Origin of the sequence: Nocardia wallacei, from assembly GCF_029869545.1 — a bacterium.
GTDB classification, from domain to species: Bacteria; Actinomycetota; Actinomycetes; order Mycobacteriales; family Mycobacteriaceae; genus Nocardia; species Nocardia wallacei_A.
Genome location: NZ_JARWQD010000366.1, coordinates 1 through 24639, shown reverse-complemented (window position 1 = coordinate 24639; position 24639 = coordinate 1). Strand labels below are relative to the sequence as shown.

Here is a 24639-nt window from a genome sequence, read left to right as displayed (position 1 = left end):
TGTTACGGCAGGCCGGTGCCGCGCCCGTCACCCCACGTCGCCGACGCGCTCGCGCACCCATTCGTGAAACTCCGCGATGTGGTGTTCGGCGGGGACGAGCACCCCGCCGCGCCGGTAGGCCCGCGACGACATGGCGGGCTGCGTTCGCTCACAGGCCGCGAAGTCCTGCTCGTTCACCCGATGGAACAGCTCGACCGAGCGGGACGTGTCGCGCCCCTGCGCCACCACGTCGCCGGTGTAGAGCCAATCGCATTCCACGACCGTGCGATCGACCGCCATCGGGTACATGCGGTGGAAGATGATGTGGTCGGGGACCAGGTTGACGAAGACCGTCGGCCGGACGGTGACGGCGAAGTACCGGCGGTCCTGGTCGCTGCCGATGCCGGGCAGCCGGTCGAAGCCCGGCGAGCCGTCGACGGTGAATCCCGCTATCTCGCTGCCGAATTCGGCGCCGTGACCGACGAATACCTGCGCGGCCAGCCCCTGCGCGAACTCCGGCAGCACCTCGGTGAGTTCGGGGTGGATGGTCGCGCAGTGGTAGCACTCCATGAAGTTCTCCACGATGAGCTTCCAGTTCGCCGCGACGTCGTAGACCACCCGGTGGCCCAGCTCGAGGGTGTCGATTCCGTAGGCTTCGACCGCGGCCGGATCGCCGAGCCGCGCGGTGACCGCGCCCATCACCTCGGCCTCGAACGAGGGCGGCTCGTCGGCGAGGCAGACCCACGCGTATCCGAGCCACTCGCGCAGCGCGACGGGTACCAGGCCGTAGGCCGTCCGGTCGATGCCCGCTCCGTCCTCGAACGAGGACATGTTCGGCGCGGCGATCAACGTCCCGTCGAGCCCGTAGGTCCAGGCGTGGTACGGGCACTGCAGATTCCGGCGTACCTGCCCCGCGTCCCGCGTGCACAGCATCGCGCCGCGGTGGCGGCAGATATTGAGGAATGCGCGCAACGCGCCGTCGCGGCCGCGCACCACGAGCACACTCTCCCGGCCGACCTGCACGCGCCGGAACCGGCCCGGTGCCCCCAGGTCCGCCGAGCGGACGGCGCAGAACCACAGACGTTCGAGGATGAGATCCTGCTCGGCCGCGAAGATCTCCTCGTCGACGTACCAGCGGCCGCCGAGCGTCGCGAGCAGCGCCGGACCGGTGGCGGGCGGCGTATCCATGGTCGTCATGCGGTCACCAGCCTCTGCGGGTCGAACAGTGCGATCGGATGACGGGTCTGCTCGCCGATGGCCAGGTCGGCGAGGATCTCCCCGATGACCGGCACGAATTTGAAGCCGTGGCCGGAGAATCCGCACGCGATGGTGACGCGGGCGCGGTCCGGATGGCGGGCGACGACGAAATGGTGATCGGGGGTGTTGGCGTACATGCAGGTCGCGGTGTGCACGGCCGGGCCGTCGAGGCCGGGCAGCAATTGTGTGACGCGCTCGCGCATTTCCCGGATCTCCTGCGGATGCACGACCCGGTCGATGGTGTCGGGCGTGCACGCGATGCCCTTGCGGAAGAACGCCGTCTTGACCCCGCCGGACGGCCCGTCGATGGCCGGGAAGCCGTATATCTGCATACCGGAGTCGTTTTCGCAGATGTAGACCGGCTGCTCCTCGAAAGGCGCCGTCCCGCCGGAGGGCTCGAGCCAGTACTGCACCTGGCGTTCGACGGTGATCGGAATGCCGAACTGCGCCAGCAGTTCCGGTGCCCAGGCGCCCGGGCAGACGATCAGCTGATCGGCGCGGTAGGTGGCACGGGCGGTGGTGACGGCGACGCCGGAATCGGTTTCCGCCCAGTCGAGTACCGCCTCGCCGAACGACAGGGTCGCCCCCGAGCGCAGTGCCAGGCCGATGTGCGCCTGCACGGTCTCCTCCGGCCGGGCGAAGCCGCCGTTGGGTTCGTAGATCGCGATATCGGACGGTGCGGGAGTGAAGTTCGGGAACCGGCGCCGCACCTCGGCCGCGTCCAGAAGCTCGTGCGGCAGCGACCATTCGAGCGCGGCGCGCACGCTGCCCGCCACGGTCGGGCACTCGGGCGGTCCGAGGTACAGGCCGCCGGTCAGCCGGTAGACCTCCCGTTCGGAGTCGGCGGCCAGCTGCTCCCAGAGTTCGTAACTGCGCAGCAGTAGGGGCACGTACGCGGGATCCTCGAAATAGGACTGCCGGATGATCCGCGATCCCCCGTGGCTGGACCCTCGCGCATGCCCGGCCGTGTATTTCTCCAACCCGAGCACCCGCTGTCCGCGGGCGGCCAGATGGTAGGCGGCGGCGCTGCCCATACCGCCGAGTCCTATCACGATGACGTCGTATCCGCTTGCCGCCGTGGCCATCCCACTACCTCCTGATCCGGGACATCTCGGGGTCCACCACCGGTTCGCTGTGCACGGTGGCGGCCAGACGCGCGCCGAGGTATTCGGCCTCGACGGTGTCGCCGGGGCCGACGGCGGCGGGCAGCCAGGCGTAGGCGAGGCAGCGGCCGACGGTGGCCGAGTACCCGGCGCTGGTGACGTAGCCCGCGCACACTCCGTCCACGAAGACCGGCTCCTTGCCGAGCACGATCGCCGTCGGACTGTCGAAGACTATGCTGCGCAACAGCTTTTCCGGTGGCCGCGCACGCTCCAAGGCGCTCCGTCCGACGAACTCACCCTTGCCCATGCGCACCGCGAAGCCGAGACCCGCGGCCTCCGGAGTGTGCTCGGTGGTCATATCGGTGCCCCAGCCGCGATAGCCCTTCTCGATGCGCAGGCTGTTGAACGCGATGCGGCCCGCCGCGATCACCCCGTGCTCCCGGCCCGCCTCCCACAGCAGATCCCACAGCGCGCCACCGTATTCGGCGCTGGTGTAGATCTCCCAGCCGAGTTCGCCGACATAGGAGACACGCAGCATGGTGACGGGCAGGGCGCCCAGATGGGTCCGCAGCGCGCGGAAGAACTTGAACGCGCCGTGCGAGAGGTCGTCGGAACACAAGGGCTGCACCAGATCTCGCGCCAGCGGGCCCCACACGCCGAGGCAGCAGGTGCCGCCGGTGATATCGCGCAGCGTCACCTGTCCGGCGGTGCCGAGGTGCCTGGTGAACCAGTCGAAGTCCAACGGCCCGTTGGCGCCCACCTGGAAGTGCTCGGGACCCAGCCGGGCGACGGTGAGATCGCTGCGGATGCCGCCGGTTTCGTCGAGCAGCAGGGTGTAGGTGACCGAGCCGACGCTCTTGTCCAGATTGTTCGTGGTCAGCCGCTGCAGCAGATCGAGCGCACCGGGACCGGCGACCTCGTAGCGGGTCAGCGGCGTCATGTCGTACATCGCCACCCGCTGCCGGGTCCGGTACGCCTCGGCGATGGAGATCGGCGACCAGAACCTGCCCGCCCAGTCGTCGCGGTCGGGGAACGGCACGCCCTGCTCCCGAAGCCGGTGTGCCAGACCGGCATTGGCGTCGAACCAGGCGGGACGCTCCCAGCCCCCGGCCTCGAAGAAGTAGGCGCCCAGATCGCGCTGGCGGGCGTGGAAAGGACCGGTCCGCAGCCCGCGCAGCGCGGTGCGGTACTGATGCGGATGGATGATGTCGTAGACCTCGACGAACGCCTGCGTGCTCGTCTCCCGGACGAACAGGTCGCTGCGGGCGACCTCCTCGAACCGGTACAGATCGCACTCGTGCATGTCGATCCCCGGTGCACCGTGCACGATCCACTCCGCGGTCGCCCTCGCGACCCCGGCCGAATGCGTGACCCACACGGCCTCGGCGACCCAGAACCCGGCCAGATCCCGGTGCTCACCGACGATCGAGAAGCCGTCGGGGGTGAAGGAGAAGATGCCGTTGAACCCCTCCTCCACCTTCGAATCTCCCAGCGCCGGAAGCAGAGTCACGGACTCCTGCCACGCGGGCGCGAAGTCGGCATCGGTGAACGGCAGCATCGACGGCATCGGCTCGCCGGCCGTGTCGGCGGCCAGCGTCGACATATCGACCGGCATCGGCGTGTGCCCGTAGTAGCCGATGCCCAGCCGGTCGACGTGCTCGCGGAAGTACAGGTCCCGGTCCTGGTGCCGCAGAATCGGCAGGCCCGCCTCGCGGTGTTCGGTATTGCGGCCCGCCAGCGCCGCGAGCGGGGCGGTCCTGGCGTACTGGTGCGCCATCGGCAGCAGCGGCAGCACGAGGTCGACCTGCTTCGCGACGGCGGCACCCCAGAATCCCGCCGCGCACACGACGATGTCCGCGGCGATGACGCCCTCGGCCGTCTCCACCCCGGCCACCCGGCCGCCGCGCTGCACGATGCCGAGCACCTGCGTGTGCGGGCGGAACCGCGCCCCGCGCGCCATGGCGGCGCGGGCCTGGGCCTCCGCGGCGCGCAGCGATTTCGCCAAACCGTCTGCGGGAGTGTGGAACCCGCCGAGAATCCGGCCGGGGTCGAGCAGCGGATGCAGGGCCGCGCACTCGGCCGGATCGAGCAGCCGCCCCTCGACTCCCCACGATTGCGCCCACCCCGCCTTGCGATGCAGGTCCCGCCAGCGCTGCGGCGTGGTGGCGACCTCGAGCCCGCCGACCGGGTCGAACACCCAGCCGTCCGGATGCTCGAGCGCCCGGAACTTCTCGGCGGTGTAGCACGCGAGCTCGGTCATGGTCTTCGACGGATTCGTGCGGAACACCAAACCCGGTGCGTGCGAAGTGGATCCGCCGGTCGCGAACAGCGGCCCCCGATCGAGCACGGTGACATCGGTCCAGCCGCGCGCGGTGATCTCGTCGGCCAGTGCGGTGCCGACGATTCCGGCGCCGATGACGATGATGGTCGGATGAGCCACGGCATCCCTCCGATGTTGCTCTTGACGCAACCACTTCGAACTACGCAACAGATCGTCCCGTTGCGCGGGAGCGCTGTCAACCGCCGAAAATCGGCCTACCACACGGCAGATTCGGGGTTGACGGCGCCCCGGAAGGACGGGCAGACTGTTGCGTTAACCGCGCTATGTTGCGTTCTCAGCAACACTCTGGAGGGCCGTATGGAGACCTTGGCGGAGCGATCGGAAACATCGGAGACGGAGCTGCTCGTCGCGCGCCTGGACGACCTTCCCGTCGGCGAGGTCGCGACGGTACGCACGAGCGGCGGGGTGCCGATCTCGGTATTCCACACCGAGGAGGGACTTTTCGCGATCGACGACACCTGCACCCATCAGGACGCGTCGCTGGCCGACGGCTGGGTGGAGGACTGCACCGTCGAATGTCCCTTGCACGACTCGTGTTTCGATCTGCGCACCGGCACGGTCTCGGGGCCACCGGCGAAGGTTCCGGTGCGCACCTACGCGGTCCGTGTCGTCGACGGTGCGGTCCTGGTGAGCGCGCCATGAACGACTCGGTCATCGTCGTCGGCGCCGCACTGGCCGGTTTCTCGGTCGTGCACGCCCTCCGCGACCAGGGGTACACCGGCGCCATCACCGTGATCGGCGAGGAAACCCACCCGCCCTACGACCGGCCGCCGCTGTCCAAGGAGTTCCTGCACGGCGATGTCGACATCGCGCTGGGCGGCGGCTCGGACTACACCGATCCGCGCACCCGCTGGCTGCTGGGGCGGCGAGCCGTCGGAATCACCACGGGCACACCGGGTGTCGTCCTCGATGACGGCACCGAACGCACGGGGCGATCGCTGGTTCTCGCCACCGGCGCCCGGGCCCGCAGCCTGCCCGGCTCCGGAAATCTGCGCGGCGTGCACACCCTGCGTACCGTGGACGACGCCCGGGCGATCCGGGAGACCCTGCGCACGATCTCCACCCTGGTCGTCGTCGGAGCGGGCCTCATCGGTGCCGAGATCGCCGCCACCGCAGCGAGTTTCGGCATCGATGTCACCATTGTCGAGATCGCCGCCGAACCGCTCGCCGCGGTGTTCGGCCCGACGATCGCGGCCGTGTGCGCCGATCTGCACGCCGCCAACGGTGTTCGATTGCGCACCGGAGTCGCGGTCGCGCGACTACTCGGCGGCGACCGGGTCCGCGGGGTGCGGCTGAGCGACGGCACCACCCTGAGCGCCGACGCGGTGGTGGCCGGAATCGGCGCGGTCCCCAACACCGAGTGGGCGCGCGGCTCCGGGCTGCCCATCGACGGTGGCTTCCTCACCGACTCCCGCTGCCGGACAACGATTCCCGGCATCTACGCGATCGGTGACTGCGCCCGCGCGTACGACGAGGCGTCGGGCACCTATCACCGCCACGAGCACTGGGCCGGTGCCACGGTGCAGGCCCGCATCGCGGCCGCGGCGATCCTCGACATCCCGAAACCCCGCACCCCCGCCCCGTACTTCTGGTCCCGGCAATACGGTCGAATGATCCAGTTCGCCGGAGTCCGCAGGCCGACCGACGACGTCCGCTTCATCGACGGCGACCGATCCACCCCGTCCTGCGCCGCCCTCTACGAACGCGACGGCGCCCCCGTGGCCGTCTTCGCCCTGGACAACCCGCGCACCTTCACCCGCTACCGCAAACAACTCGACCGGGGCACGGCCGTCCCGGCTCGATGATCCCGGCCAAAAGCATGCCGGGATATAAGAGGCTGGGCATGCCGGGACAAAAGGCTGAGCACACCGGGACAAGAGGCGGAGCACACCGGGACAGGAGACTGAGCACGCCGGGACAGGAGACTGAGCACGCCGGAGCGGCCCCTCCACGGGGTGCCGGTCGCACGGGACGCGACAGCGTCCATCGGCGCCTGCACAGGCACCGGTCGCCCCGAATTCGTAGGGGTCTCGTTTGCTACTGGCGAGAAACCTTGTTGCCGTGCGGTGTTGAGGCCCTGGTGTGGGTTAGTGTTGGCGCGCCCGAGCGCGAGCGGCAAGGTTGCGGCCGCGCCGGGAGGACCAGGGACGGAGCCCGAAAAACGACGCTGACCATGGTTGACGCGAGACCGGAGCGCCCTTACGTTGCTTGGTGAACAATGCTCACCGAGCCGCGGTCGTGAGGCCTCGTGTCCCACTGGGCATTGCACGGGGGTCGCCGTCCAGCGCGAGAATTCGAGAGCAGACTAGCCACCCGACCGCTAGCGCTGTGGAGAGGAAGGGCTGCGAGTGTTCAGCCGTATCGCCATCGTCAACCGCGGAGAGGCCGCGATGCGGCTCATCCACGCCGTCCGGGACCTGTCCGCCCAGACCGGGGCCCCGATCGAGACGGTCGCACTGCATACCGATGTCGACCGCACCGCGACCTTCGTGCGTGAGGCCGATATCGCCTACGACCTGGGCCCGGCGTCCGCGCGACCGTATCTGGACCTGAAGGCACTGAAGCGCGCGCTGGTCGACACCGGCGCCGACGCCGCCTGGGTCGGCTGGGGTTTCGTCGCGGAGGATCCCGCGTTCGCGGAACTGTGCGAGCAGATCGGGGTCACCTTCGTCGGACCGAGCGCCGACGCCATGCGCAAGCTCGGCGACAAGATCGGCGCCAAGCTCCTCGCCGAGGAGGTCGGAGTGCCGGTCGCGCCGTGGAGCCGCGGCGCGGTCGAAACCCTGGAGGCGGCGCTGGCGGCGGCCGAGGAGATCGGCTATCCGCTGATGCTGAAGGCCACCGCGGGCGGCGGCGGCCGCGGCATCCGCGTGGTCACCGACGCCTCCGAGCTCACCGACGCCTACGAGCGCACCAGCCAGGAGGCCGCGCGCGCCTTCGGCAGCGGCATCGTCTTCCTCGAGCGCCTGGTCACCGGGGCGCGGCACGTCGAGGTCCAGGTCATCGCCGACGGCGAGGGCACCGCGTGGGCACTCGGTGTCCGCGACTGCTCGGTGCAGCGCCGCAACCAGAAGATCATCGAGGAGTCGGCGTCGCCGGTGCTCGCGCCGGAGCAGGCCGCCGAACTGAAGGCCTCGGCCGAGCGGCTGGCCGTCTCGGTCGGCTACCGCGGCGCGGCCACCGTGGAGTTCCTCTACCACCCCGGCGAGCGACTCTTCGCCTTCCTCGAGGTCAATACCCGCCTGCAGGTCGAACACCCGATCACCGAGTCCACCACCGGATTCGACCTGGTCCGGGCGCAGCTGTGGGTCGCCTCCGGCAATCGGCTCGTCGGTGAGCCGCCCGCCGAGCGCGGGCATGCGATCGAGGCTCGCCTCAACGCCGAGGACCCCGACCGCGACTTCGCGCCCGCCCCGGGCCGGATCGCGCTGCTGAACCTGCCCGCCGGGCCGGGCATCCGCGTGGACACCGGCGTCAGCGAGGGCGACACCATTCCCGCCGACTTCGATTCGATGATCGCGAAGATCATCGCCCACGGCCGCGACCGCGACGAGGCGCTGGCGCGGCTGCGTCGCGCCATGGCCGAGACCACTGTGATCATCGAGGGCGGCGCCACCAACAAGAGCTTCGTGCTGGACCTGCTCGACCAGCCCGAGGTGATCGACGGCAGCGCCGACACCGGCTGGATCGACCGCGTCCGCGGCGCCGGAAGGCTGGTCTCGCACCGGTATTCCGGAGTCGCGCTGGCCGCGGCCGCGATCGAGGCGTACGAGGAGGAGGAACTCGTCGAGGGCCAGCGGCTGCTGTCGACCGCGTTCGGCGGGCGGCCGCAGGTGCAGCACGAGAGCGGGCGGCCGCTCGATTTCGAGTTGCGGGGCCGCGGCTACCGCGTCCGCGTGGCCCGGGTCGGGGCGCATCGGTTCCGGATCGGCATCGACGCGGGCGAGGGCCCGGAGACCGCGGACGTCGAACTCGAGCGCTTCGACCGGCACAGCGGGCGGATCGTCGTCAACGGCAGCCGGTACCGCCTGGTCACCGGCACGCACGGGCCGGTGCACCTGGTCGAGGTGGACGGCGTCACGCACCGGATCAGCCGCGACGAGGGCGGCGTCGTGCGCTCCCCCGCGCCCGCGCTGGTCGTCGCCACACCGCTGGAGGTCGGCGCCGAGGTCGCGGCCGGAGCGCCGGTGCTGGTGCTGGAGAGCATGAAGATGGAGACGGTGCTGCGGGCACCGTTCGACGCGCGGCTGAAGGAATGCGCGGTCTCGGTCGGCAGCCAGGTCGAGACCGGGGCGCCGCTGCTGCGGCTGGAGCCGCTGACCGACGAGGCCGAGGCCGAGGACACCGCCGATGCCGAGCCGGTGGAACTGGATCTGCCCGCGCCCGGGGATGTCTCGGCGCCCACCCGCCTCACCCGCGGCCAGGAGGATCTGCGCAGCCTGCTGCTGGGCTTCGATGTCGACCCGCACAACGAGGCCCGCGTGCTCGACGACTACCTCGCGGCCCGGGCCGACGCCGTCGCGGACGGCCGCCGCCCGCTCGCCGCCGAGCTCGAACTCGTCGACGTCTTCGCCGATCTCGCCGAGCTCAGCCACAACCGGCCCGCGGGCGAGGACGGCGGCAACGGCTACGTCCAGAGCGCCCGCGAGTACTTCCACACCTATCTGCAGAGCCTCGACGTCGAGCGGGCCGGGCTGCCGGAGTCGTTCCAGGCCAAGCTGACCACCGCGCTCGGGCACTACGGCGTCACCGAGGTGGACCGCACCCCGGCGCTCGAGGCCGCGGTGTTCCGGATCTTCCTCGCCCAGCAGCGCGCGGCCAGCGCCGCGACCGTGATCACCACGCTGCTGCGGCTGTGGCTGCGCGAACCGCAGCCCGACGAGACGCTGCGCGAGCCCACCGGCCTCGCACTGGAACGCCTGGTGGCCGCGACGCAGGTCCGCTTCCCCGTCATCGCCGACCTGGCGCGCGGGCTGGTGTTCGCCTGGTTCGGCCAGCCGCTGCTGCGCCGCACCCGCGCCCGGGTCTACGCCGACGTCCGCAGGCATCTGCGCCACCTCGACGCCCATCCCGACAGCCCGGACCGCGCCGAGCGCATCGCCGAGATGGTGCGCAGCACCGAGCCGCTGGTGCGACTGCTCGGTCAGCGCCTGGCCCGCGACGCCGACAACTCGATCATGCTGGAGGTGCTCACCCGCCGCTACTACGGCAACAAGGACCTCACCGGCGTCCGCACCGCCGAGGCGGCGGGGACCACCTTCGTCGTCGCCGAGCGCTCGGGTTCCCGGATCGTCTCCGCCGCAGTCGGTTTCGACGCGCTGGGCGACGCGCTGCGCGGGCTCGCCGAGCTGGCCGGGGACAAGGACACCATCGACGCCGACATCTACCTGGTGTGGGAGAACCAGCCCGAGGGTTCCGACGCGATGGCGGCCGCGCTGTACGAGATCGTGCGCGCGCACCCGCTGCCGGACCGGGTCCGCAGGCTCACCGTCGCCGTCGCGGGCAGCCACGGCGCGGTGATGCACCAGCACTTCACCTTCCGCCCGTCGACCACCGGCATGGCCGAGGAGCGGCTGATCCGCGGCCTGCACCCGTACATCGCGCAGCGGATGCAGATGGAGCGGCTGAGCAAGTTCGACTTGACCCGGCTGCCCTCGTCGGACGAGGAGATCTACCTCTACCGGTGCGTCGCGCGGGAGAACCCGTCCGACGACCGCCTCGTCGCCTTCGCCCAGGTGCGCGACCTGACCGAACTGCGCGAGCACGACGGCCGCCTGGTCGCCCTGCCGACGGCCGAGGACACGATCGCCACCTGCCTCGACTCGATCCGCCGCGCCCAGGCGCAGCGCGCGTCGGCGAAGCGCTTCCACACCAACCGGATCGTGATCTACGTGTGGCCGCCCAGCGACATCACCTACCCGGAGCTGGAGACGATCGCCGAGCGCGTGCTGCCGACGACCGCGGGCGCCGGGCTCGAGGAGATCGAACTCATCGCGCGCCGCCGCGACCCGAAGTCCGGTGAGCTGATCAAGGTCGCCGTGCGCATCGGTTTCGACGCCACCGGCGGCACCACGCTGACCGTCGGCGAACCGTCCGACGCACCGGTCGAGCCGATCGACGACTACCGGCAGAAGGTGTTGCGCGCCAGCGCCCGCAACACGGTGTACCCGTACGAATTGACAAGCCTGCTGGGCGATTTCGTCGAGCACGACCTCGACGACAACCACGTGCTGGTCCCGGTCGACCGGCCGAAGGGCAACAACCGCGCCGCGATGGTCGCGGGCGTGGTCACCACGCCGACCCAGCGGCATCCCGAGGGCATCACCCGCGTGGTGCTGCTCGGCGATCCGACGAAATCGCTGGGCGCGCTGTCGGAGCCGGAGTGCCGCCGCGTCATCGCCGCGCTCGACCTGGCCGAGCGCATGCGGGTTCCGCTCGAGTGGTTCGCGCTGTCCTCCGGTGCGCGGATCTCCATGGAATCGGGCACCGAGAACATGGACTGGGTGGCCGCGGCGCTCAAGCGGATCGTCGAATTCACCCAGGACGGCGGTGAGATCAACATCGTGGTCTCGGGCATCAACGTCGGCGCCCAGCCGTACTGGAACGCCGAGGCGACGATGCTCATGCACACCAGGGGCATTCTGGTGATGACGCCGGATTCGACGATGGTGCTCACCGGTAAGCAGGCGCTCGACTTCTCCGGCGGCGTCTCGGCCGAGGACAACTTCGGCATCGGCGGCTACGACCGGGTGATGGGCCCGAACGGGCAGGCGCAGTACTGGGCGCCGAACCTCGCGGGCGCGCGGAACGTGCTGATGTCGCACTACGACCACACCTACATCGCGCCCGGCGAATCGGCGCCGCGGCCGACGGTCACCACCGACCCGGTGGACCGCGACGTCTCCTCGTTCCCGCACACCGTGGCGGGCAGCGACTTCACCACCGTCGGCGAGATCTTCTCCGCCGAGGCCAATCCGGATCGCAAGAAGCCGTTCGACATTCGCACCGTGATGCGGGCGGTGTCCGACCAGGACCACCCGGTGCTGGAGCGGTGGGCGGGCATGGCCGACGCGGAGACCGCGGTGGTCCAGGACGCGCATCTGGGCGGCATGCCGGTATGTCTGCTCGGCATCGAATCGCGGTCGGTGCCGCGGCGCGGGTTCCCGCCCACCGACGGCCCGGACACCTACACCGCGGGCACGCTGTTTCCGCGGTCGTCGAAGAAGGCCGCGCGGGCGATCAACGCGGCCAGCGGGAACCGGCCGCTGGTGGTGCTGGCGAACCTGTCGGGCTTCGACGGCTCACCGGAGTCGATGCGCAAGCTGCAGCTGGAGTACGGCGCCGAGATCGGACGCGCGGTCGTGAACTTCCAGGGCCCCATCGTGTTCTGCGTGATCTCGCGGTATCACGGCGGCGCCTTCGTGGTGTTCTCCAAGACGCTGAATCCGAATATGACCGTGCTCGCGATCGAGGGATCGTTCGCCTCCGTGCTCGGCGGTGCCCCCGCCGCCGCGGTGGTGTTCACCGGAGATGTCAACGCCCGCACCGCATCCGACGAGCGCGTGCGCGAGCTGGAGGCCCGCGCCGCGGCCGCCTCCGGCGCCGATCGTGCCGCGCTGACCGCGGAGCTCGACGAGCTGCGCACCTCGGTCCGGGCCGAGAAACTCGGCGAGGTGGCCGCGGAATTCGATCGCGTGCACAGCATCCAGCGCGCCGTCGAGGTCGGCTCCGTCGACGCCGTCATCAGCGCCGCCCAACTCCGCCCCCGCATCATCGAGGCCATCAGGCCCCGCTGACGATGCACTGATCAACCACCCGAGCCGGGACGTACTGGCGCCGCCCCGCACCAGCACGTCCCGGCTCCCTCTCACATCTCCCGCCACACAACACCCCGCACCTCATCCCCGCGCAGCGCCCTCCTTCTCACCCCCGCGCGCAACATCCTCCTTCTCATCCCCCGCGCAACGCATTTTCCTCATTTCCCGGCGCGCAGCATCCTCTTTCATTCCCGGCATGCTTTTGGCCGGGATCAACTCCAGCTCGGTAACCACAGTCGGAGGTGCCAGTCGCCGACCGTGATCGGCAGGCCGGTGAGGATCGGCCACTGCCAGACGAAGTTGGCGACGACCAGGCCCAGGTACAGGCATACCGCGAGCAGGTTGAGGGTGCGGCGTTCGGTGGATACGAGGAAGCGGTGGCCGTCCGCGCGGCGGGACAGCGGCGCGGGGCCGAGGATCTCGCCCAGCACCAGCGCGAGGGCCATGACCAGGAACGGCGCCATCGGCACCGCGTAGAAGTAGTACATCTGCCGGTCCAGATGCAGGAACCAGGGCAGAAAGCCGCCGAAATAGCCGACCAGCACGGCGGCGTAGCGCCAGTCCCGCCGCGTCACGCAGCGCCAGATCGCCCACGCCAGCACCGGCAGCGACAGCCACCACAGCGCCGGGGTGCCGATCAGCATCACCGCCTTCACGCACGAGGATTCACCGCAGCCGCCCGCCCCGCTGTCGGAGTAGTGGTACAGCATCGGCCGCAGACCCATCGGCCACGACCACGGCTTGGATTCCCAGTCGTGATGGTTGCCCGCCGAATTCGTCAGGCTCTCATGGAAAGTCAGGGATTCGCCGTGGTTGTGCCACAGCGAACGCAGCGAGTCGGGCATCCAGGACCAGAAGCCCCCGCCGCCGATCGTATTCTTGCCCGCGCTCGGATTACCCACCGAATAACGGTCGTAGCCGTCCTCGCTGGCGAACCATGCCCCGTAACTACCGAGATAGACCAGCACCGGAACGAGGACGAGCGCGTAGAGCGCGGGAACGAGATCGCGCACGGCCGTCCCCGCCCACGGCCGCGGCACACCGTAGGCCCGGCGGGCGGCCAGATCGAAACACACCGACAGCAGGCCGAAGGCGGCAACGAAGTACAGCCCGGACCATTTGGTGCCGCAGGCCAGCCCGAGCAGCACCCCCGCGCCGAATCGCCACCAGCGCACGCCCAGTCGCGGACCGAACTGCGTGATACGCCCTTCGGCGGCGACGCGGGCGAGCCGGGCCCGCACCTGATCGCGGTCGACGATCAGGCAGCCGAAGGCGGCGACGACGAACACCGTCTGAAAGATGTCGAGCATGCCGATCCGCGAGGAGACGAAGGTGGTGCCGTCGCAGATCAGCAGCAGCCCGGCGACCGCGCCGAGCAGGGTGGAGCGGGTCATCCGCCGGGTGATGCGAACCACCAGCAGCACCAACACGATTCCGAAGATCGCCGCCGAGAACCGCCACCCCCACGGCGTGTAGCCGAAGACGAATTCGCCGAGCGCGATCATCTGCTTGCCGACCGGCGGATGCACCACCACCCCGTAGGCCGGATTGTCCTCCACCCCACCGCCGGTGAGCATCTCCCACGCCTGATGCGCGTAGTACTTCTCGTCGAACGACGGCGTACCACCATCGGTCGGATAGTTCAGATTCAGCAGCCGGGTGACCGCCGCGAGCGCCGTGACCACCACGGTCACCAGCCACCCGCGCATCCGGTCGCCGGGGCCGAAATCGGAGGAGGGCCGCACCGGCGCCGGACGGGATACCACCCGCCCCATCCCGATCGCCGATCGCACATCGGTCACCTGAATCACGGCACCGATCGTATGCGGCTGCCCGATGCTCGATTGGGAGGCAACGACCGTGGGGCGGCGGACCGGGTCAGGCCAGCGGGCCCGAGGATCTGGCCCGGGCGAGTTCGGTGATCGCGCTCGTCGCGTGCCGGTCGAACCGGTCCCGGGCGATGTCGAGGGCACCGTCGAGCCACGGGCGGTACAGGAAGGCCATGGCGCCGAAGATGGCGTGGGCGTTGAGCCGGATGTCGGTCTCGTCGGCGGGATTTCGCGTGTGCTCGGCCCCGGCGATACTCAGCGCGATGGGGGCGGTGAATTCGACGACGAGCTCGTTGCCGCGCTCCCCCAGCGCCCGCGTCGCCTGCGACTCCACGAACATGATGCGTCCCCGCCGCGGATCCTCGTCCATGTAGTCGGTGAAGCGCGCGACCACGTGCGCGAAGATCCGCTCCGGTTCCGGCGGCGCGGTGGCCAGCGCGGCGAGCAGCCGGTCGCGGGCCCCGAGCACCACCTCGTCGAGGACGGCCAGTTGCAGTGCGTCCAGATGCGGGAAGCTCTCGTAGAAGTACCGCTCGGTCAGGCCCGCGCACCGGCACACCGCGCGCATCGACATCCCCGCCGCGCCGACCGTGCCCATGAGCTCGAGGCCCGCGTCGAGCAACTGTCTTCGGCGGGTCGCCGTGCGGTCGGCGGGCTCGACGCCCCGCCAGCGCCGCGGCTCGCCCCTGGGCTCCTCGGCGGTCGTCGGCATGCGGGCATCCTCTCACAGCCCGGGGCTTCCCGGTGTTGACATCACCTGCTGTTGACATCATGTGATGTCGATAACTATCTTCGGAAAGTCCCCGCACGATCCGAGCGATTCCCATCGCTCCTCGTACACCTTGCGACAGATCAAGCGTTTCGAGGAGAACGCATGAAGTTCGGGCATGCAGCAGTGCTGAACATCCTCCGCCCCGGCGGCCTGCTGTCGGCGGCACAGATCCAGCGGCAGGCACATCCGACCGGCTGGAGCACCCGCAGCGCGCTGTCGCGGCCGCGGGCCCGGGGCCTCATCGTCGCCGTCGGGTACAAGGACTGCTGGCAGATCGGCGAGCGCGGCCGCGCGGCGGCCCGAGGCGACTCATGACGACCCTGCGGCCGCTGATGCTCGGCTATCTCTGCGACGAACTGGTCGACGATCCCCGCCGCTGGGACGAGCACATCGCCGAGGTGGCGGCGGCCGCGGGCTTCGACCTCGGCGAGGTCTTCCACGAGCGGAAGATGGATTCCGGGCTGCTGCCGCCCCAGTTCCTCGCGCTGCTCGACGCCCTGCGCCGCGCCGATGCCCACGTGGTGGCGATCCCGGCGGGCCACCTCAGCGGCCACGCCGTACCGCAGCAGTGCCTGCTGGATCGCCTGCGCGACGGCGCGGGGGCACGAGTCCACGAGGTGTGCCCCCTGCCCGCCGCTCAGGGCACGATGACCGATTCCGGGGAACCCGTACGCATGACGTAGTCGATGTGGATCTGGCGCGCGATGAACCGGCCGTTCTCGACATTGGCGGAAATGGCCGCCGTGGCAAGGGAATTCCCGTCCGGAAGGCCCGCGTAGTACAGCCCCGGCAGGACGCCCAGGATGCCCTTGCGCTGGATCGGCACCCCGTGTTCGTCGAGCGCCCGGTCCGGCAGGATCCGGTAGTCCGGCCCGAATCCGGTGCACCAGATGATCGTCGCGATGCCGTGCTTGTCCAGATCGAGAAATTCCCCGAAGTCGCCGATGTGGTCCAGCCGCACCCCGGGCGCCGGATTATGCTGGGGCGCAAAGAATCCACGTTCCCGCAGACCCGTATCGATCTTGTCGAGTATGTCCCGGAACGAGGCGGCCGATTCCTCCGCGATCGCCACCACATTGTCCGCCAGCCGCAGCACACCACCCCGCGCCGCGCGCACCGAGCCGACCAGGACCACCCCCTTCTCGGCCAGCGTGCCCAGATTGAGTTCGGCGCCACCGTCTTTCACGCCCGATACGGGCAGGCCGGGCACCTTCCGGGGGTCGTCACCGGCGCGGACGGTCACGAAATCCTCGTACAGCGAGAAGATGTACATCCAGTCGTGGATGCCGCGGCCGCGATAGCGGCGCGGATAGGCGCGGTGCCGCCCGACCGACAGATAGACCCGGCGCCCGGCATCGGCGAGTTCGTCGGCGATCTGCTGGCCGCTGATCCCGGCACCGACGACGAGCACGGCCCCCTCCGGCAGCGAGTCGGGATTGCGGTAGTACCGCGAGTGCAGCTGTTCGACGGCCGCGTCGACATCGGATACCAGCTCCGGCATCCGGGGCATGGCATAGCCGCCCACCGCCGCGACGATATTGCGGGACTCGACGGCACCACCGGTGGCCAGATGTGTCCGGAACCGCGCCTCGTCGCGATCGCCCGCGCCCGCAATGCATTCGACCTCCCGCACGGGTGTGCGCTGCCGGACCCGCAGGTTGCGCTCGGCGACATAGCGCCGCAGGTGCCGGGCCAGCTCCGGCCCCGGCATGCAGCCGTCCGGATCGTCGCCGTCGTAGTCCCAGCCCGGAAATCGGACGGACCGATTCCCGCTGCCCACGAGCAGGCTGTCCCAGCGCTCGTGCGCCCACGCCTGGCCGATCTCGGCCTTCTCCAGCACGAGCGCCTCGCGCCCCAGCTCCTGCAATGCCGCGGCCACCCCGCAGCCCTGCTGGCCCGCCCCGATCACGACCGTCTCCGCGTACTCGGTTTCCACCAGAATCTACCTCTCTCCGTAGCGCATCCGTTAGGGTTGCCTAACCGAACCATTTGAAGTCGGCTTCAGATCAAGACCGTGACGACAGGGACGGTGGGTGAGATGAGCAACACCCCGGCGGCAGACGACGGCCTGCTCGGAATCGGCGCTGCCGCACGCCGTTTCGGCCTCGCCGACTCGGCACTGCGCTACTGGGAGCAGCGCGGACTGCTCCGCCCGGCGCAGCGCCGGTCGCGGTGGCGCCTGTACGGCCCGGACGAACTACACCGGATCGGGCTGATCCAGATGTGGCGCGACACCGGCCTGATGAACCTCGACGAGATCGCCACGATCCTCACCGCGCACACCCACGACTGGCGCCGCGCGGTACTCGGGCGGATCGCCGCGATCGAGCAGCAGCAGCGGCGGCTGGAGACCGCGAAGGCCCATTTGGAACACCTGCTGACCTGCCCCGACACCAACCCCGCCGACGAGTGCCCCTACCTGCGCGAGATGACCGCCAGCCGCATGGCGGACGGTGGCCGATGACTCCTTGAAGGCTGTCTCAGACAGTCGTATGCTGGACTGACGTCCGCAGCAAAGGATTCCGGCGATGAACTCCACCCACGATTCCCGCGTCGCGCCGCAGTACGAGGTCGTCGTCATCGGCGCCGGTCTCGGCGGCATCGGCGCCGGCGTGGCCCTGCGCAGGGTCGGCGTCGAGGACTTCCTGATCATCGACAAATGGGGTCGGGTCGGCGGCACCTGGTTCGCCAACACCTATCCCGGTGTCGCAGTCGACGTCCCCTCCCCCGTCTACAACTTCTCCTTCCAGCAGCGCTCGAACTGGTCGCGGTTCTTCGCCCCGGGGCACGAAATCCAGCGCTACGCCGAGGAAGTCGTGGACAAGCAGGGCCTGCGGGACAAGCTGCGGCTCGATTGCGCGTGCGAGAAGGGCGTTTTCGACGAGCGCAACGACATGTGGCGGATCACCACGGAATCCGGTGAGGAGATCACCGCGCGCTTCGTGATCGGCGCGGTCGGCGGCCTCGAGACGCCCCAGAATCCGGATATCGACGGCATCGACACCTACACCGGCAAGATCGTGCACAGCGCCCGGTGGGACCACTCCTACGACTACCGAGGCCAGCGGATCGCCGTAATCGGCACGGGCGCAACCGGTTTGCAGCTCATTCCCGAACTGGCCAAGGACGCTGCGCAGCTGACGGTGTATCAGCGGCGCGCGATCTGGATCGGGCCCAAGCCGGACTTCCGGATGGGTCCGGCGCTCAACGCGATATTGAACTTCCCGCCGCTGCAGAGCACGGTCCGGCTGGTCGGCAATGTCGGGGTGAACGCGGGACTCGGTGCGGGGCTGGCGTTGTCGAATTATCCGCGGCTCACCTCGGCCGCCATCACGCTCGGCGAGACCGCCCTGCGAGGCTACCTGTTCAGCCAGGTGCGCGACCCGGCCCTGCGCCGCAAGCTCACCCCCGACTATCGGCTCGGCTGCAAGCGACCGTCGGTGTCCAACAACTACTTCCGCACCTTCACCCGGCCCAACGTGGACCTGAACACCACGCCGATCCGGCGCTTCACCCCGCACGGCATCGTCACCACCGACGGCGCGGAGCGGCGATTCGACATGGTGGTGTGCGCCACCGGATTCAAGGTGATGGAGCGGGGCGCCACGCCGCCGTATCCGGTGATCGGCCGCGGCGGACTGGATCTCGGCGAGTTCTGGGACCGCCACCGCTACCAGGCCTACCAGGGCGTCTCGGTGCCCGGCTTCCCCAATTCGTTCCTCATCATCGGTCCCTACGCCTACGCGCCGGGCTCCTACATCCCGCTGATCGAATCGACCACCGCGCACGCGGCGCGGGTGATCGCCGAGGCCCGCCGCCGCGGGGCGACCTGCGTCGAGGTGCGCCAGGAGCCCCACGACCGGTACTTCGCGCGCATGGACCGCCGCGCCAAGAACACCCACCTGTTCTCCCAGGGCTGCGCCGCGTCCAACACCTACTACATCAACTACCAGGGCGACGGCGCCGCCTTCCGCCCCTCGACCCAGCTGGAAATGTATTGGGAGAATCGGCATTTCCCGCTCGGGGACTACCGCTACTCCACCAGCTTCTCGCTCCGCAGCCAGTCGTAGGCGACATCGGCGGGATCCTCGCCCTCGATATCCACGCGCCCGTTCAGCTCCTGCATCAGCTGATCGGTCAGGTGCTCGGAGATCGTCGCGAGCAGCGGGCGCAGTTCCGGATGGCGGTCGAGGACGGCGCCGCGCACGACCGCCGTGCCGCTGTAGGGCAGGAAGAACTTCCTGTCGTCGTCGAGCACAACGAGATTCAGGTTCTTGACCCGCCCGTCGGTGGTGTAGATCATGCCGAAGTGGCACGGCGCGCCCTTGGCCGTCGCCGTATAGACCACACCGGCATCCATCCGCGTCACGTTGCCCGCCGGGACCCCGTTCGGATCGTTGTACGGGATACCGTATTTCTGCAGCATCGGGATGAAACCGTCCGAGCGGCTGAAGAATTCGTCGTCGACGCAGAAGGTCCGGTCGGGCACCGGCAGCGCGGCCACCTCCGACAGCGACCGCACCCGCAGCCGTTCGGCGGTCGGCGTCGAGGCCCCGAACGCGTAGGTGTCGTTGAAGTTGGCGGGCGGCAGCCACTCCAGGTCGTAGTCGCGCTTCTCGAGATCGTGGACCCGCTGCCAGAGCTCGTGCGGATCCGAGATCGTCTCGGTCTGGTTGTGGTAGTTGACCCATCCGGTGCCGGTGTACTCCCACAGCACGTCGGCGTCGCCGTTGAGCTGCGCCTGCCGCGACGACGCGGAACCCGGCGCCCCGGTCATGTCCCGGATGTCGGCGCCCGCCGCGGCCAGGTAGGTCGCGGTGATCTTGCCGAGCAGGACGCCCTCGGTGAAACTCTTCGAGGTGACGACCAGCTCGGCACCGTCGAGGGGCCGCTCGCCGCCCGGCAGGCTCGCCTCGTGGAACTTGCCGGACGAGCTGACCAGCCCACACCCGGCGAGCATCGACACCGTCACCGCGAGTACGGAAATCGCGCGAATCAGCCGCGGCCTCATGAGACACCTCGCGGAGTCGCGGCCAGTTCCACCAGCCGACCCAGCCAGTCGATGGTCAGCGCCAGCAGCCCGACCAGGATCGCACCGGAGACGAGCAGCTTGGGCAGAAACAGCGTGACGCCGGTGGTGATGAGCGTGCCGAGGCTGGTCGCGCCGATGAACGTGCTCAGCGTCGCGGTCCCGACGAGGATGACCAGCGCCGTGCGCACGCCGTTGAGGATCACCGGCACCGCGAGCGGCAGCTCGACCTGCAACAGCGTGCGGGCGCCGGAGAATCCGATCCCGCGCGACGCCTCGATCGTGCGCTGATCCACCTGCCGCAACCCGATGATGGTGTTCTGCAGGATCGGCAGGATCGCGTACACCACGAGACCGACTATCGCCGTGCGGAATCCGGTGCCGAGCCAGAAGGTGAACAGCACCAGCAGCCCGACCGCGGGCGCGGCCTGGCCGATATTGGCGATATTGACGGCGAGGGGTTCGAGGCGCCGCAGCGCGGGGCGGGTCAGGGCGATGCCCAGCGGGATCGCCACGACCACCACGATCACCGTCGCCACCACGGTCAGCTTGATGTGCTCTGCGATCGTGTTCCGCAGGTTGTCCCAGCCGAGGGACGCCTGCTCGGTCGGGGTCAGCGTCGTCGACCGATACCAGAGGATGTAGCCGATGCCGATGACGAGGATGATCAGCGGCTCGAACCACACGTCCATCGGAATGCGGCGCAGGCGCTTCATGACTGCCCGCCCGATCCGGGCTGCTCGTCGGCGGCCACGATCGGGGTCGGCGCGGGATCGGTGCCGTCGACGTAGGTTTCGTACGAGGTGGCCTCCGCGGCGCGCACGTCGGCGAGCTTGGCCTGGATCGTCTCGGTCACCGAGTCGATGCTGAGCGAGCCGACGACCGCGCCGCGGCCGTCGGTGACGAGCGTCGCGCCCTGGCTGGCCGCGAGCATGGCGTCGAGCGCGTCGTTGAGGGTCGAGGAGCGAGCGACGACGGGCAGCCGCCGATCGAGGTAGTCGGAGACCTCCGGTTTGCTCGCCACCTGCGCCAGCGTGGGCCACGACCGCGGCCGCCCGGCCGCGTCGACGACCACCACCCAGCTGTGCCCCGACGCCTTCGCGCGGTCGATCACCTGCTGCGCCGGCTCCCCGATCCGCGCGGTGACCACCTCGTCGCATTCGACATCGCGCACCCGCTGCACCGTCAGATACGCCAGCTTCGCGCCGGATCCGACGAACTCCTCCACGAACGGCGTGGCCGGATCGGTCAGGATCTCCTCCGGGGTCCCGTACTGCTCGACGTGACCGCCCTCGGACAGGATGAGCACCTTGTCACCGAGCTTGGTGGCCTCCTCGAAATCGTGGGTGACGATCACGATGGTCTTGCCGAGTTCGTGCTGGATCCCGATCAGGCTGTCCTGCAGGCGAACCCGCGTGATCGGATCGACCGCACCGAACGGCTCGTCCATGAGCAGCACGGGCGGATCGGCCGCCAGCGCGCGGGCGACACCGACCCGCTGCTGCTGCCCGCCCGACATGTCCTTGGGCAGCCGGTCGGCGAAGGTGTCCGGATCGAGCCCGACCAGGTCGAGCAGATACTCGGTGCGCTCGGCGATCCGCTTCTTGTCCCACCCGAGCACCCGCGGGATGGCGCCGACATTCTTGGCGACCGACCAGTGCGGGAACAGGCCGCCGGACTGGATCACGTACCCGATCGACTGCCGCAGCGTGTCCGGATCCTCGCGGGTGACATCGCGGCCGCCGATGAAGATGCGGCCCTCGGTCGGCTCGATCAGCCGGTTGATCATCTTGAGCGTGGTCGTCTTGCCGCAACCCGACGGCCCGACGAACGCGACGATCTTGCCCGCCTCGATCTCCAGGTCGAGGCGCTCGACCGCGGGCTTGTCCTGGCCCCGATACCGTTTGACGACCGAGTCCAGGCGGATGGCGGCGCCGGTTACCACGTCGGTCATGCGAGTCCCTTTGCGATCGTGAGGCGTCCGAGCAGGACGAGGAGCGCGTCGAACACCAACGCGACGAAGACGATGAGAATGGTTCCGGTCAGCGCCATCTCGAGGGCATTGGCGCCGCCGAGGCGGGACAGGCCGTTGAAGATCAGCGATCCCAGGCCCGGCCCGAGGACGTAGGCGACGATGGCGGCGACGCCGACGATCATCTGCGTGGACACCCGGATTCCGGTCAGGATCACCGGCCACGCGATCGGCAATTCGACGGTCAGCAGAATGCGTGAGCGCGAAAAGCCGATTCCCTGCGCGGATTCGATGACCGAGGCGGGCACCGACCGCAGGCCGACGATCGCATTGCCGATCACCGGCAGTGCCGCGAAGAACGCCAGCATCACGAACGACGGCACCACGCCGAGCCCGAACGGGACCAGCAGCAGCGCCAGCAGCGCCAGCGACGGAATGGTCAGCATGACCCGGCTCGTGGTCAGCGACAGGGCCGACACCAGCGGCAGCCGATAGACAGCCACCGCGACCAGGACGGCGACGATCGTGCCGACCAGGACGGTCTGCAGTGCCAGGGAGGCATGCTGATAGGTGAGGAACGTCAGCAGCTCACCCCGTCCCCTGACGTAATTCCATAAATTCACGGGATTCCCATCGTCGGCCGCAAGCCGTCAAAGGGTAATGGATATTTCGCGTGCGGCTCAGGACGGCGCGCGGTGCGCGCGGGAACGGATCGGCGGCGGCGTACGCCTTTTCGGCCGTAACCGGCGGCGGCACCGGCCGGTGCGCGCGTGACCATAATTTCGCTCACGCCGAGTTCAAATGCGACCGGCGTCGAATTCTCCCGGCAAGGAGACCTCCGGCGCCGCGCATTCCATTCCGGTAACCAAATCCGTTGTGGCGCAATCCCTGCGAAGAATGGACGTTATCGCTGCGGCGGCACGCGCTCGAGTTCGGTCCACCCGGCCCAGCCCCGCTCCCGCAGGAGTTCGGCCAGCCGCCGGGCGGGCGGAGCGGTATCGAACACCACCGCGTCCAGCAGGTGGGCGAACGACGGTTCCATGCCGGTATCGCCGAGGTGGTCCGCGCCGTATTCAGCGGCGAGCCGGGCGAGGTAGGCGGCCAGTTCGTCGGCCAGCTCGACCAGTTCCGCGTCGTCGCCGGGCCGGTCCAGCGCGCGACCCAGGGTGCGGTAGAAGTCGAGGAGTTGCGGATCGGCGAGCTGCTCGCGCTTGCGCGCCACCCACTGCGCGACGCGGTCGGGCGAGTGCGCGGCCAGGGGGGATCCAACCGTCGCGTTCGACGCGGACGATCCGCTCATCGATGCCGAGCGCGCGCAGCCGGTCCAGGAAATCCACCACCTCCGCGGGCAGCACCAGGTTGTCCCCGGCGGCGAGCCGGGCGATCCGCGCGCGGTGCCGCTGCCGCTCCCGGATCTCGGCCCGCAGCCGCGCGTCGATCTCGGCGACCGCCGCGGCGAACTCCTCGGGACCGGCCCGCAACAGCTCCCGCACGCGCGACAGCGGAACCCCGGCCTCGGCGAGGGTCCGGATCTTGATCAGCTCGACGACCGCGGCACCGTCGTATCTCCGGTAGCCCGAGTGATCTCGTTCCGGCTCCGGCAGCAGCCCTTTGGCGTGGTAGTGCCGCACCGCGCGCACCGTCACCCCGGCATGGGACGCCAGCTCACCGATGGTCAGCATCGCCCCAGTCTCCTACAGCGTCCCGGATGATCCGGGCGATGTCCGCGGCGTGGGTGTGGACCAGCCGATGATCGGCCCGGAGCCGGGTGGCGGCAATACGCGGCCGCTCCCGCAGGAGCCGTTCGATGCCGTTGTGCCAGTTCCGATTCCAGCGCGGCGCGGGCCCTTCGTCGCCGTCGCCCGCCATCGACGTGGACATGATCATGCGGATCGGGCGGTCGATCCTCCGATATCGATCGAGGATCGCCGAGCGCACCGCATCGATCTCGAGATTCAGGTCGAGAATGTCCCTGGCGGTGAGCAGCACCTGGTGCGCGGTGCCGCGCCGGGTCTGGTTGCGCACCACCGAGTCTTCCCACATCGCACGGAATTCCGGCAGGTCCGCCTCGGTGAGGAACGGCTCCGGCACCGGGTTCGCGCCGTCGATGAGGACGAGTCCGGCGAGGGTGCCGGGGTTGTCGCAGGCGTAGTGCACGGCCAGGTCCGCGCCCAGCGAATAGCCCGCCAGCACCGGCGGGACGGGCAGGTCCAGCTCTCGTACCACGGCGGCGAGATCACCGAGGAACGCCTCGAAGGTGTACCGATCCGCAGCCGAGGACATGCCGTGCCCCCGCAGATCGAAGGCCACCACATCGTGGTCGCGCCGCAGCAGGCCGATCAGTTCGTCCAGATCGGCCTGCGTCGACAGCAGCCCGGGGCATAGCACCAGCGGCGCTCCCCGCCCGCCACGGGACACCGAGAGCGCCACGCCTGCATGGTGAATCGTGTACCACCGCGGGGGCGCGCCGGGGGGGGGGCCGCCCCGCGGCCAGAATTTGGGGCCTTGGGACCCGAGGTGTGAGTAATGAGATGCGTGGG

20 protein-coding genes and 1 pseudogene are annotated in these 24639 nt (G+C 69.6%); 8 read left to right on the top strand and 13 right to left on the bottom strand.

Translation table 11 applies throughout. The annotated features are described in order from the left end of the window. Positions 1 to 27: 27 nt before the first annotated feature. From QH290_RS33555 to QH290_RS33545, 3 genes are read right to left on the bottom strand one after another with little or no spacing between them, the layout of a single operon-like run. The gene (locus QH290_RS33555; RefSeq protein WP_280387309.1) at positions 28 to 1176 is read right to left on the bottom strand and encodes an aromatic ring-hydroxylating oxygenase subunit alpha; all 1149 of its coding nucleotides are present in this window, start codon (positions 1174 to 1176) and stop codon (positions 28 to 30) included. Then, a complete protein-coding gene (solA, locus tag QH290_RS33550) occupies positions 1173 to 2321 on the bottom strand; it encodes an N-methyl-L-tryptophan oxidase (protein WP_280269520.1) in 1149 nt (382 codons plus the stop codon). Before solA ends, QH290_RS33555 begins: the two co-directional genes overlap by 4 nt. A gap of 4 nt (positions 2322 to 2325) precedes the next feature. Further along, positions 2326 to 4779 carry a GcvT family protein gene (locus tag QH290_RS33545; RefSeq protein ID WP_280387307.1) on the bottom strand — a complete coding sequence of 818 codons (2454 nt, stop codon included), beginning with the start codon at positions 4777 to 4779 and terminating at the stop codon, positions 2326 to 2328. A gap of 198 nt (positions 4780 to 4977) precedes the next feature. On the opposite strand from QH290_RS33545, the gene QH290_RS33540 reads away from it, so the two are divergent. From QH290_RS33540 to QH290_RS33530, 3 genes are all read left to right on the top strand, one after another. Then, positions 4978 to 5322, top strand: a complete 345-nt coding sequence (locus tag QH290_RS33540; protein ID WP_280269522.1) for a bifunctional 3-phenylpropionate/cinnamic acid dioxygenase ferredoxin subunit — start codon at positions 4978 to 4980, stop codon at positions 5320 to 5322. Further along, positions 5319 to 6485: an NAD(P)/FAD-dependent oxidoreductase gene (locus QH290_RS33535; protein WP_280387305.1), complete on the top strand. Its 1167-nt coding sequence runs from the start codon at positions 5319 to 5321 to the stop codon at positions 6483 to 6485. The genes QH290_RS33540 and QH290_RS33535 overlap by 4 nt, the downstream gene beginning before the upstream one ends. 543 nt (positions 6486 to 7028) lie before the next feature. Further along, a complete protein-coding gene (locus QH290_RS33530) occupies positions 7029 to 12476 on the top strand; it encodes an ATP-binding protein (RefSeq protein WP_280387304.1) in 5448 nt (1815 codons plus the stop codon). A gap of 233 nt (positions 12477 to 12709) precedes the next feature. Here QH290_RS33530 and QH290_RS33525 read toward each other — a convergent pair whose 3' ends face one another. Both QH290_RS33525 and QH290_RS33520 read right to left on the bottom strand, forming a co-directional pair. Further along, positions 12710 to 14272, bottom strand: a complete 1563-nt coding sequence (locus QH290_RS33525; protein WP_280387321.1) for a dolichyl-phosphate-mannose--protein mannosyltransferase — start codon at positions 14270 to 14272, stop codon at positions 12710 to 12712. 103 nt (positions 14273 to 14375) lie between these two features. After that, complete coding sequence (locus QH290_RS33520) at positions 14376 to 15038, bottom strand: TetR/AcrR family transcriptional regulator (RefSeq protein WP_280387303.1); 663 nt, start codon at positions 15036 to 15038, stop codon at positions 14376 to 14378. Between the two features lie 162 nt (positions 15039 to 15200). Here QH290_RS33520 and QH290_RS33515 point away from each other — a divergent pair, with 162 nt between their 5' ends. Continuing rightward, complete coding sequence (locus QH290_RS33515) at positions 15201 to 15413, top strand: hypothetical protein (RefSeq protein ID WP_280387302.1); 213 nt, start codon at positions 15201 to 15203, stop codon at positions 15411 to 15413. Continuing rightward, positions 15410 to 15781 (top strand): hypothetical protein, encoded by a 372-nt coding sequence (locus QH290_RS33510; protein ID WP_280269527.1) that lies wholly within the window; start codon positions 15410 to 15412, stop codon positions 15779 to 15781. The genes QH290_RS33515 and QH290_RS33510 overlap by 4 nt, the downstream gene beginning before the upstream one ends. On the opposite strand, the gene QH290_RS33505 is transcribed toward QH290_RS33510, so the two are convergent. Next, positions 15736 to 17034: a flavin-containing monooxygenase gene (locus tag QH290_RS33505; RefSeq protein ID WP_280387301.1), complete on the bottom strand. Its 1299-nt coding sequence runs from the start codon at positions 17032 to 17034 to the stop codon at positions 15736 to 15738. The two genes, QH290_RS33510 and QH290_RS33505, sit on opposite strands and share 46 nt — an antisense overlap. A gap of 102 nt (positions 17035 to 17136) precedes the next feature. On the opposite strand from QH290_RS33505, the gene QH290_RS33500 reads away from it, so the two are divergent. Beyond that, positions 17137 to 17562, top strand: coding sequence for a MerR family transcriptional regulator (locus QH290_RS33500; protein WP_280269529.1), 426 nt, complete (start codon positions 17137 to 17139; stop codon positions 17560 to 17562). Positions 17563 to 17626: 64 nt separating this feature from the next. Continuing rightward, entirely contained in the window at positions 17627 to 19168 is a 1542-nt protein-coding gene (locus tag QH290_RS33495; protein WP_280387299.1) for a flavin-containing monooxygenase, read from the top strand. On the opposite strand, the gene QH290_RS33490 is transcribed toward QH290_RS33495, so the two are convergent. The 5 genes from QH290_RS33490 to QH290_RS33470 form a co-directional block, all read right to left on the bottom strand. Then, a complete protein-coding gene (locus QH290_RS33490; RefSeq protein WP_280269531.1) occupies positions 19132 to 20109 on the bottom strand; it encodes a glycine betaine ABC transporter substrate-binding protein in 978 nt (325 codons plus the stop codon). The genes QH290_RS33495 and QH290_RS33490 overlap by 37 nt on opposite strands. Further along, positions 20106 to 20843 (bottom strand): ABC transporter permease, encoded by a 738-nt coding sequence (locus QH290_RS33485; protein ID WP_280269532.1) that lies wholly within the window; start codon positions 20841 to 20843, stop codon positions 20106 to 20108. Before QH290_RS33485 ends, QH290_RS33490 begins: the two co-directional genes overlap by 4 nt. Continuing rightward, positions 20840 to 22081, bottom strand: a complete 1242-nt coding sequence (locus QH290_RS33480; RefSeq protein WP_280387297.1) for an ATP-binding cassette domain-containing protein — start codon at positions 22079 to 22081, stop codon at positions 20840 to 20842. Before QH290_RS33480 ends, QH290_RS33485 begins: the two co-directional genes overlap by 4 nt. After that, entirely contained in the window at positions 22078 to 22722 is a 645-nt protein-coding gene (locus tag QH290_RS33475; RefSeq protein ID WP_280387295.1) for an ABC transporter permease, read from the bottom strand. The genes QH290_RS33480 and QH290_RS33475 overlap by 4 nt, the downstream gene beginning before the upstream one ends. Before the next feature lie 281 nt (positions 22723 to 23003). Next, positions 23004 to 23399, bottom strand: coding sequence for a hypothetical protein (locus QH290_RS33470; protein ID WP_280387325.1), 396 nt, complete (start codon positions 23397 to 23399; stop codon positions 23004 to 23006). Between the two features lie 2 nt (positions 23400 to 23401). Here QH290_RS33470 and QH290_RS33465 point away from each other — a divergent pair, with 2 nt between their 5' ends. Next, complete coding sequence (locus tag QH290_RS33465) at positions 23402 to 23674, top strand: hypothetical protein (RefSeq protein WP_280387323.1); 273 nt, start codon at positions 23402 to 23404, stop codon at positions 23672 to 23674. Here the strand turns inward: QH290_RS33465 and QH290_RS33460 are convergent. Together QH290_RS33460 and QH290_RS33455 are read right to left on the bottom strand one after the other, a co-directional pair. After that, positions 23632 to 23781, bottom strand: a pseudogene (locus QH290_RS33460) (MerR family DNA-binding transcriptional regulator); the annotation flags it as partial. The gene QH290_RS33465 and the pseudogene QH290_RS33460 overlap by 43 nt on opposite strands. After that, a complete protein-coding gene (locus QH290_RS33455) occupies positions 23765 to 24529 on the bottom strand; it encodes an alpha/beta fold hydrolase (protein WP_280387293.1) in 765 nt (254 codons plus the stop codon). The pseudogene QH290_RS33460 and the gene QH290_RS33455, both read right to left, overlap by 17 nt. Between the last annotated feature and the right edge of the window lie 110 nt (positions 24530 to 24639).

Excerpts from the sequence above, each read along its gene's own strand:
- QH290_RS33555 (WP_280387309.1), bottom strand. The coding sequence starts at position 1,176 with ATGACGACCATGGATACGCCGCCCGCCACCGGTCCGGCGCTGCTCGCG.
- solA (WP_280269520.1), bottom strand. The coding sequence starts at position 2,321 with ATGGCCACGGCGGCAAGCGGATACGACGTCATCGTGATAGGACTCGGC.
- QH290_RS33540 (WP_280269522.1), top strand. The coding sequence starts at position 4,978 with ATGGAGACCTTGGCGGAGCGATCGGAAACATCGGAGACGGAGCTGCTC.
- QH290_RS33535 (WP_280387305.1), top strand. The coding sequence starts at position 5,319 with ATGAACGACTCGGTCATCGTCGTCGGCGCCGCACTGGCCGGTTTCTCG.
- QH290_RS33525 (WP_280387321.1), bottom strand. The coding sequence starts at position 14,272 with ATGGGGCGGGTGGTATCCCGTCCGGCGCCGGTGCGGCCCTCCTCCGAT.
- QH290_RS33520 (WP_280387303.1), bottom strand. The coding sequence starts at position 15,038 with ATGCCGACGACCGCCGAGGAGCCCAGGGGCGAGCCGCGGCGCTGGCGG.
- QH290_RS33515 (WP_280387302.1), top strand. The coding sequence starts at position 15,201 with ATGAAGTTCGGGCATGCAGCAGTGCTGAACATCCTCCGCCCCGGCGGC.
- QH290_RS33510 (WP_280269527.1), top strand. The coding sequence starts at position 15,410 with ATGACGACCCTGCGGCCGCTGATGCTCGGCTATCTCTGCGACGAACTG.
- QH290_RS33500 (WP_280269529.1), top strand. The coding sequence starts at position 17,137 with ATGAGCAACACCCCGGCGGCAGACGACGGCCTGCTCGGAATCGGCGCT.
- QH290_RS33495 (WP_280387299.1), top strand. The coding sequence starts at position 17,627 with ATGAACTCCACCCACGATTCCCGCGTCGCGCCGCAGTACGAGGTCGTC.
- QH290_RS33490 (WP_280269531.1), bottom strand. The coding sequence starts at position 20,109 with ATGAGGCCGCGGCTGATTCGCGCGATTTCCGTACTCGCGGTGACGGTG.
- QH290_RS33485 (WP_280269532.1), bottom strand. The coding sequence starts at position 20,843 with ATGAAGCGCCTGCGCCGCATTCCGATGGACGTGTGGTTCGAGCCGCTG.
- QH290_RS33480 (WP_280387297.1), bottom strand. The coding sequence starts at position 22,081 with ATGACCGACGTGGTAACCGGCGCCGCCATCCGCCTGGACTCGGTCGTC.
- QH290_RS33470 (WP_280387325.1), bottom strand. The coding sequence starts at position 23,399 with ATGAGCGGATCGTCCGCGTCGAACGCGACGGTTGGATCCCCCCTGGCC.
- QH290_RS33465 (WP_280387323.1), top strand. The coding sequence starts at position 23,402 with ATGCCGAGCGCGCGCAGCCGGTCCAGGAAATCCACCACCTCCGCGGGC.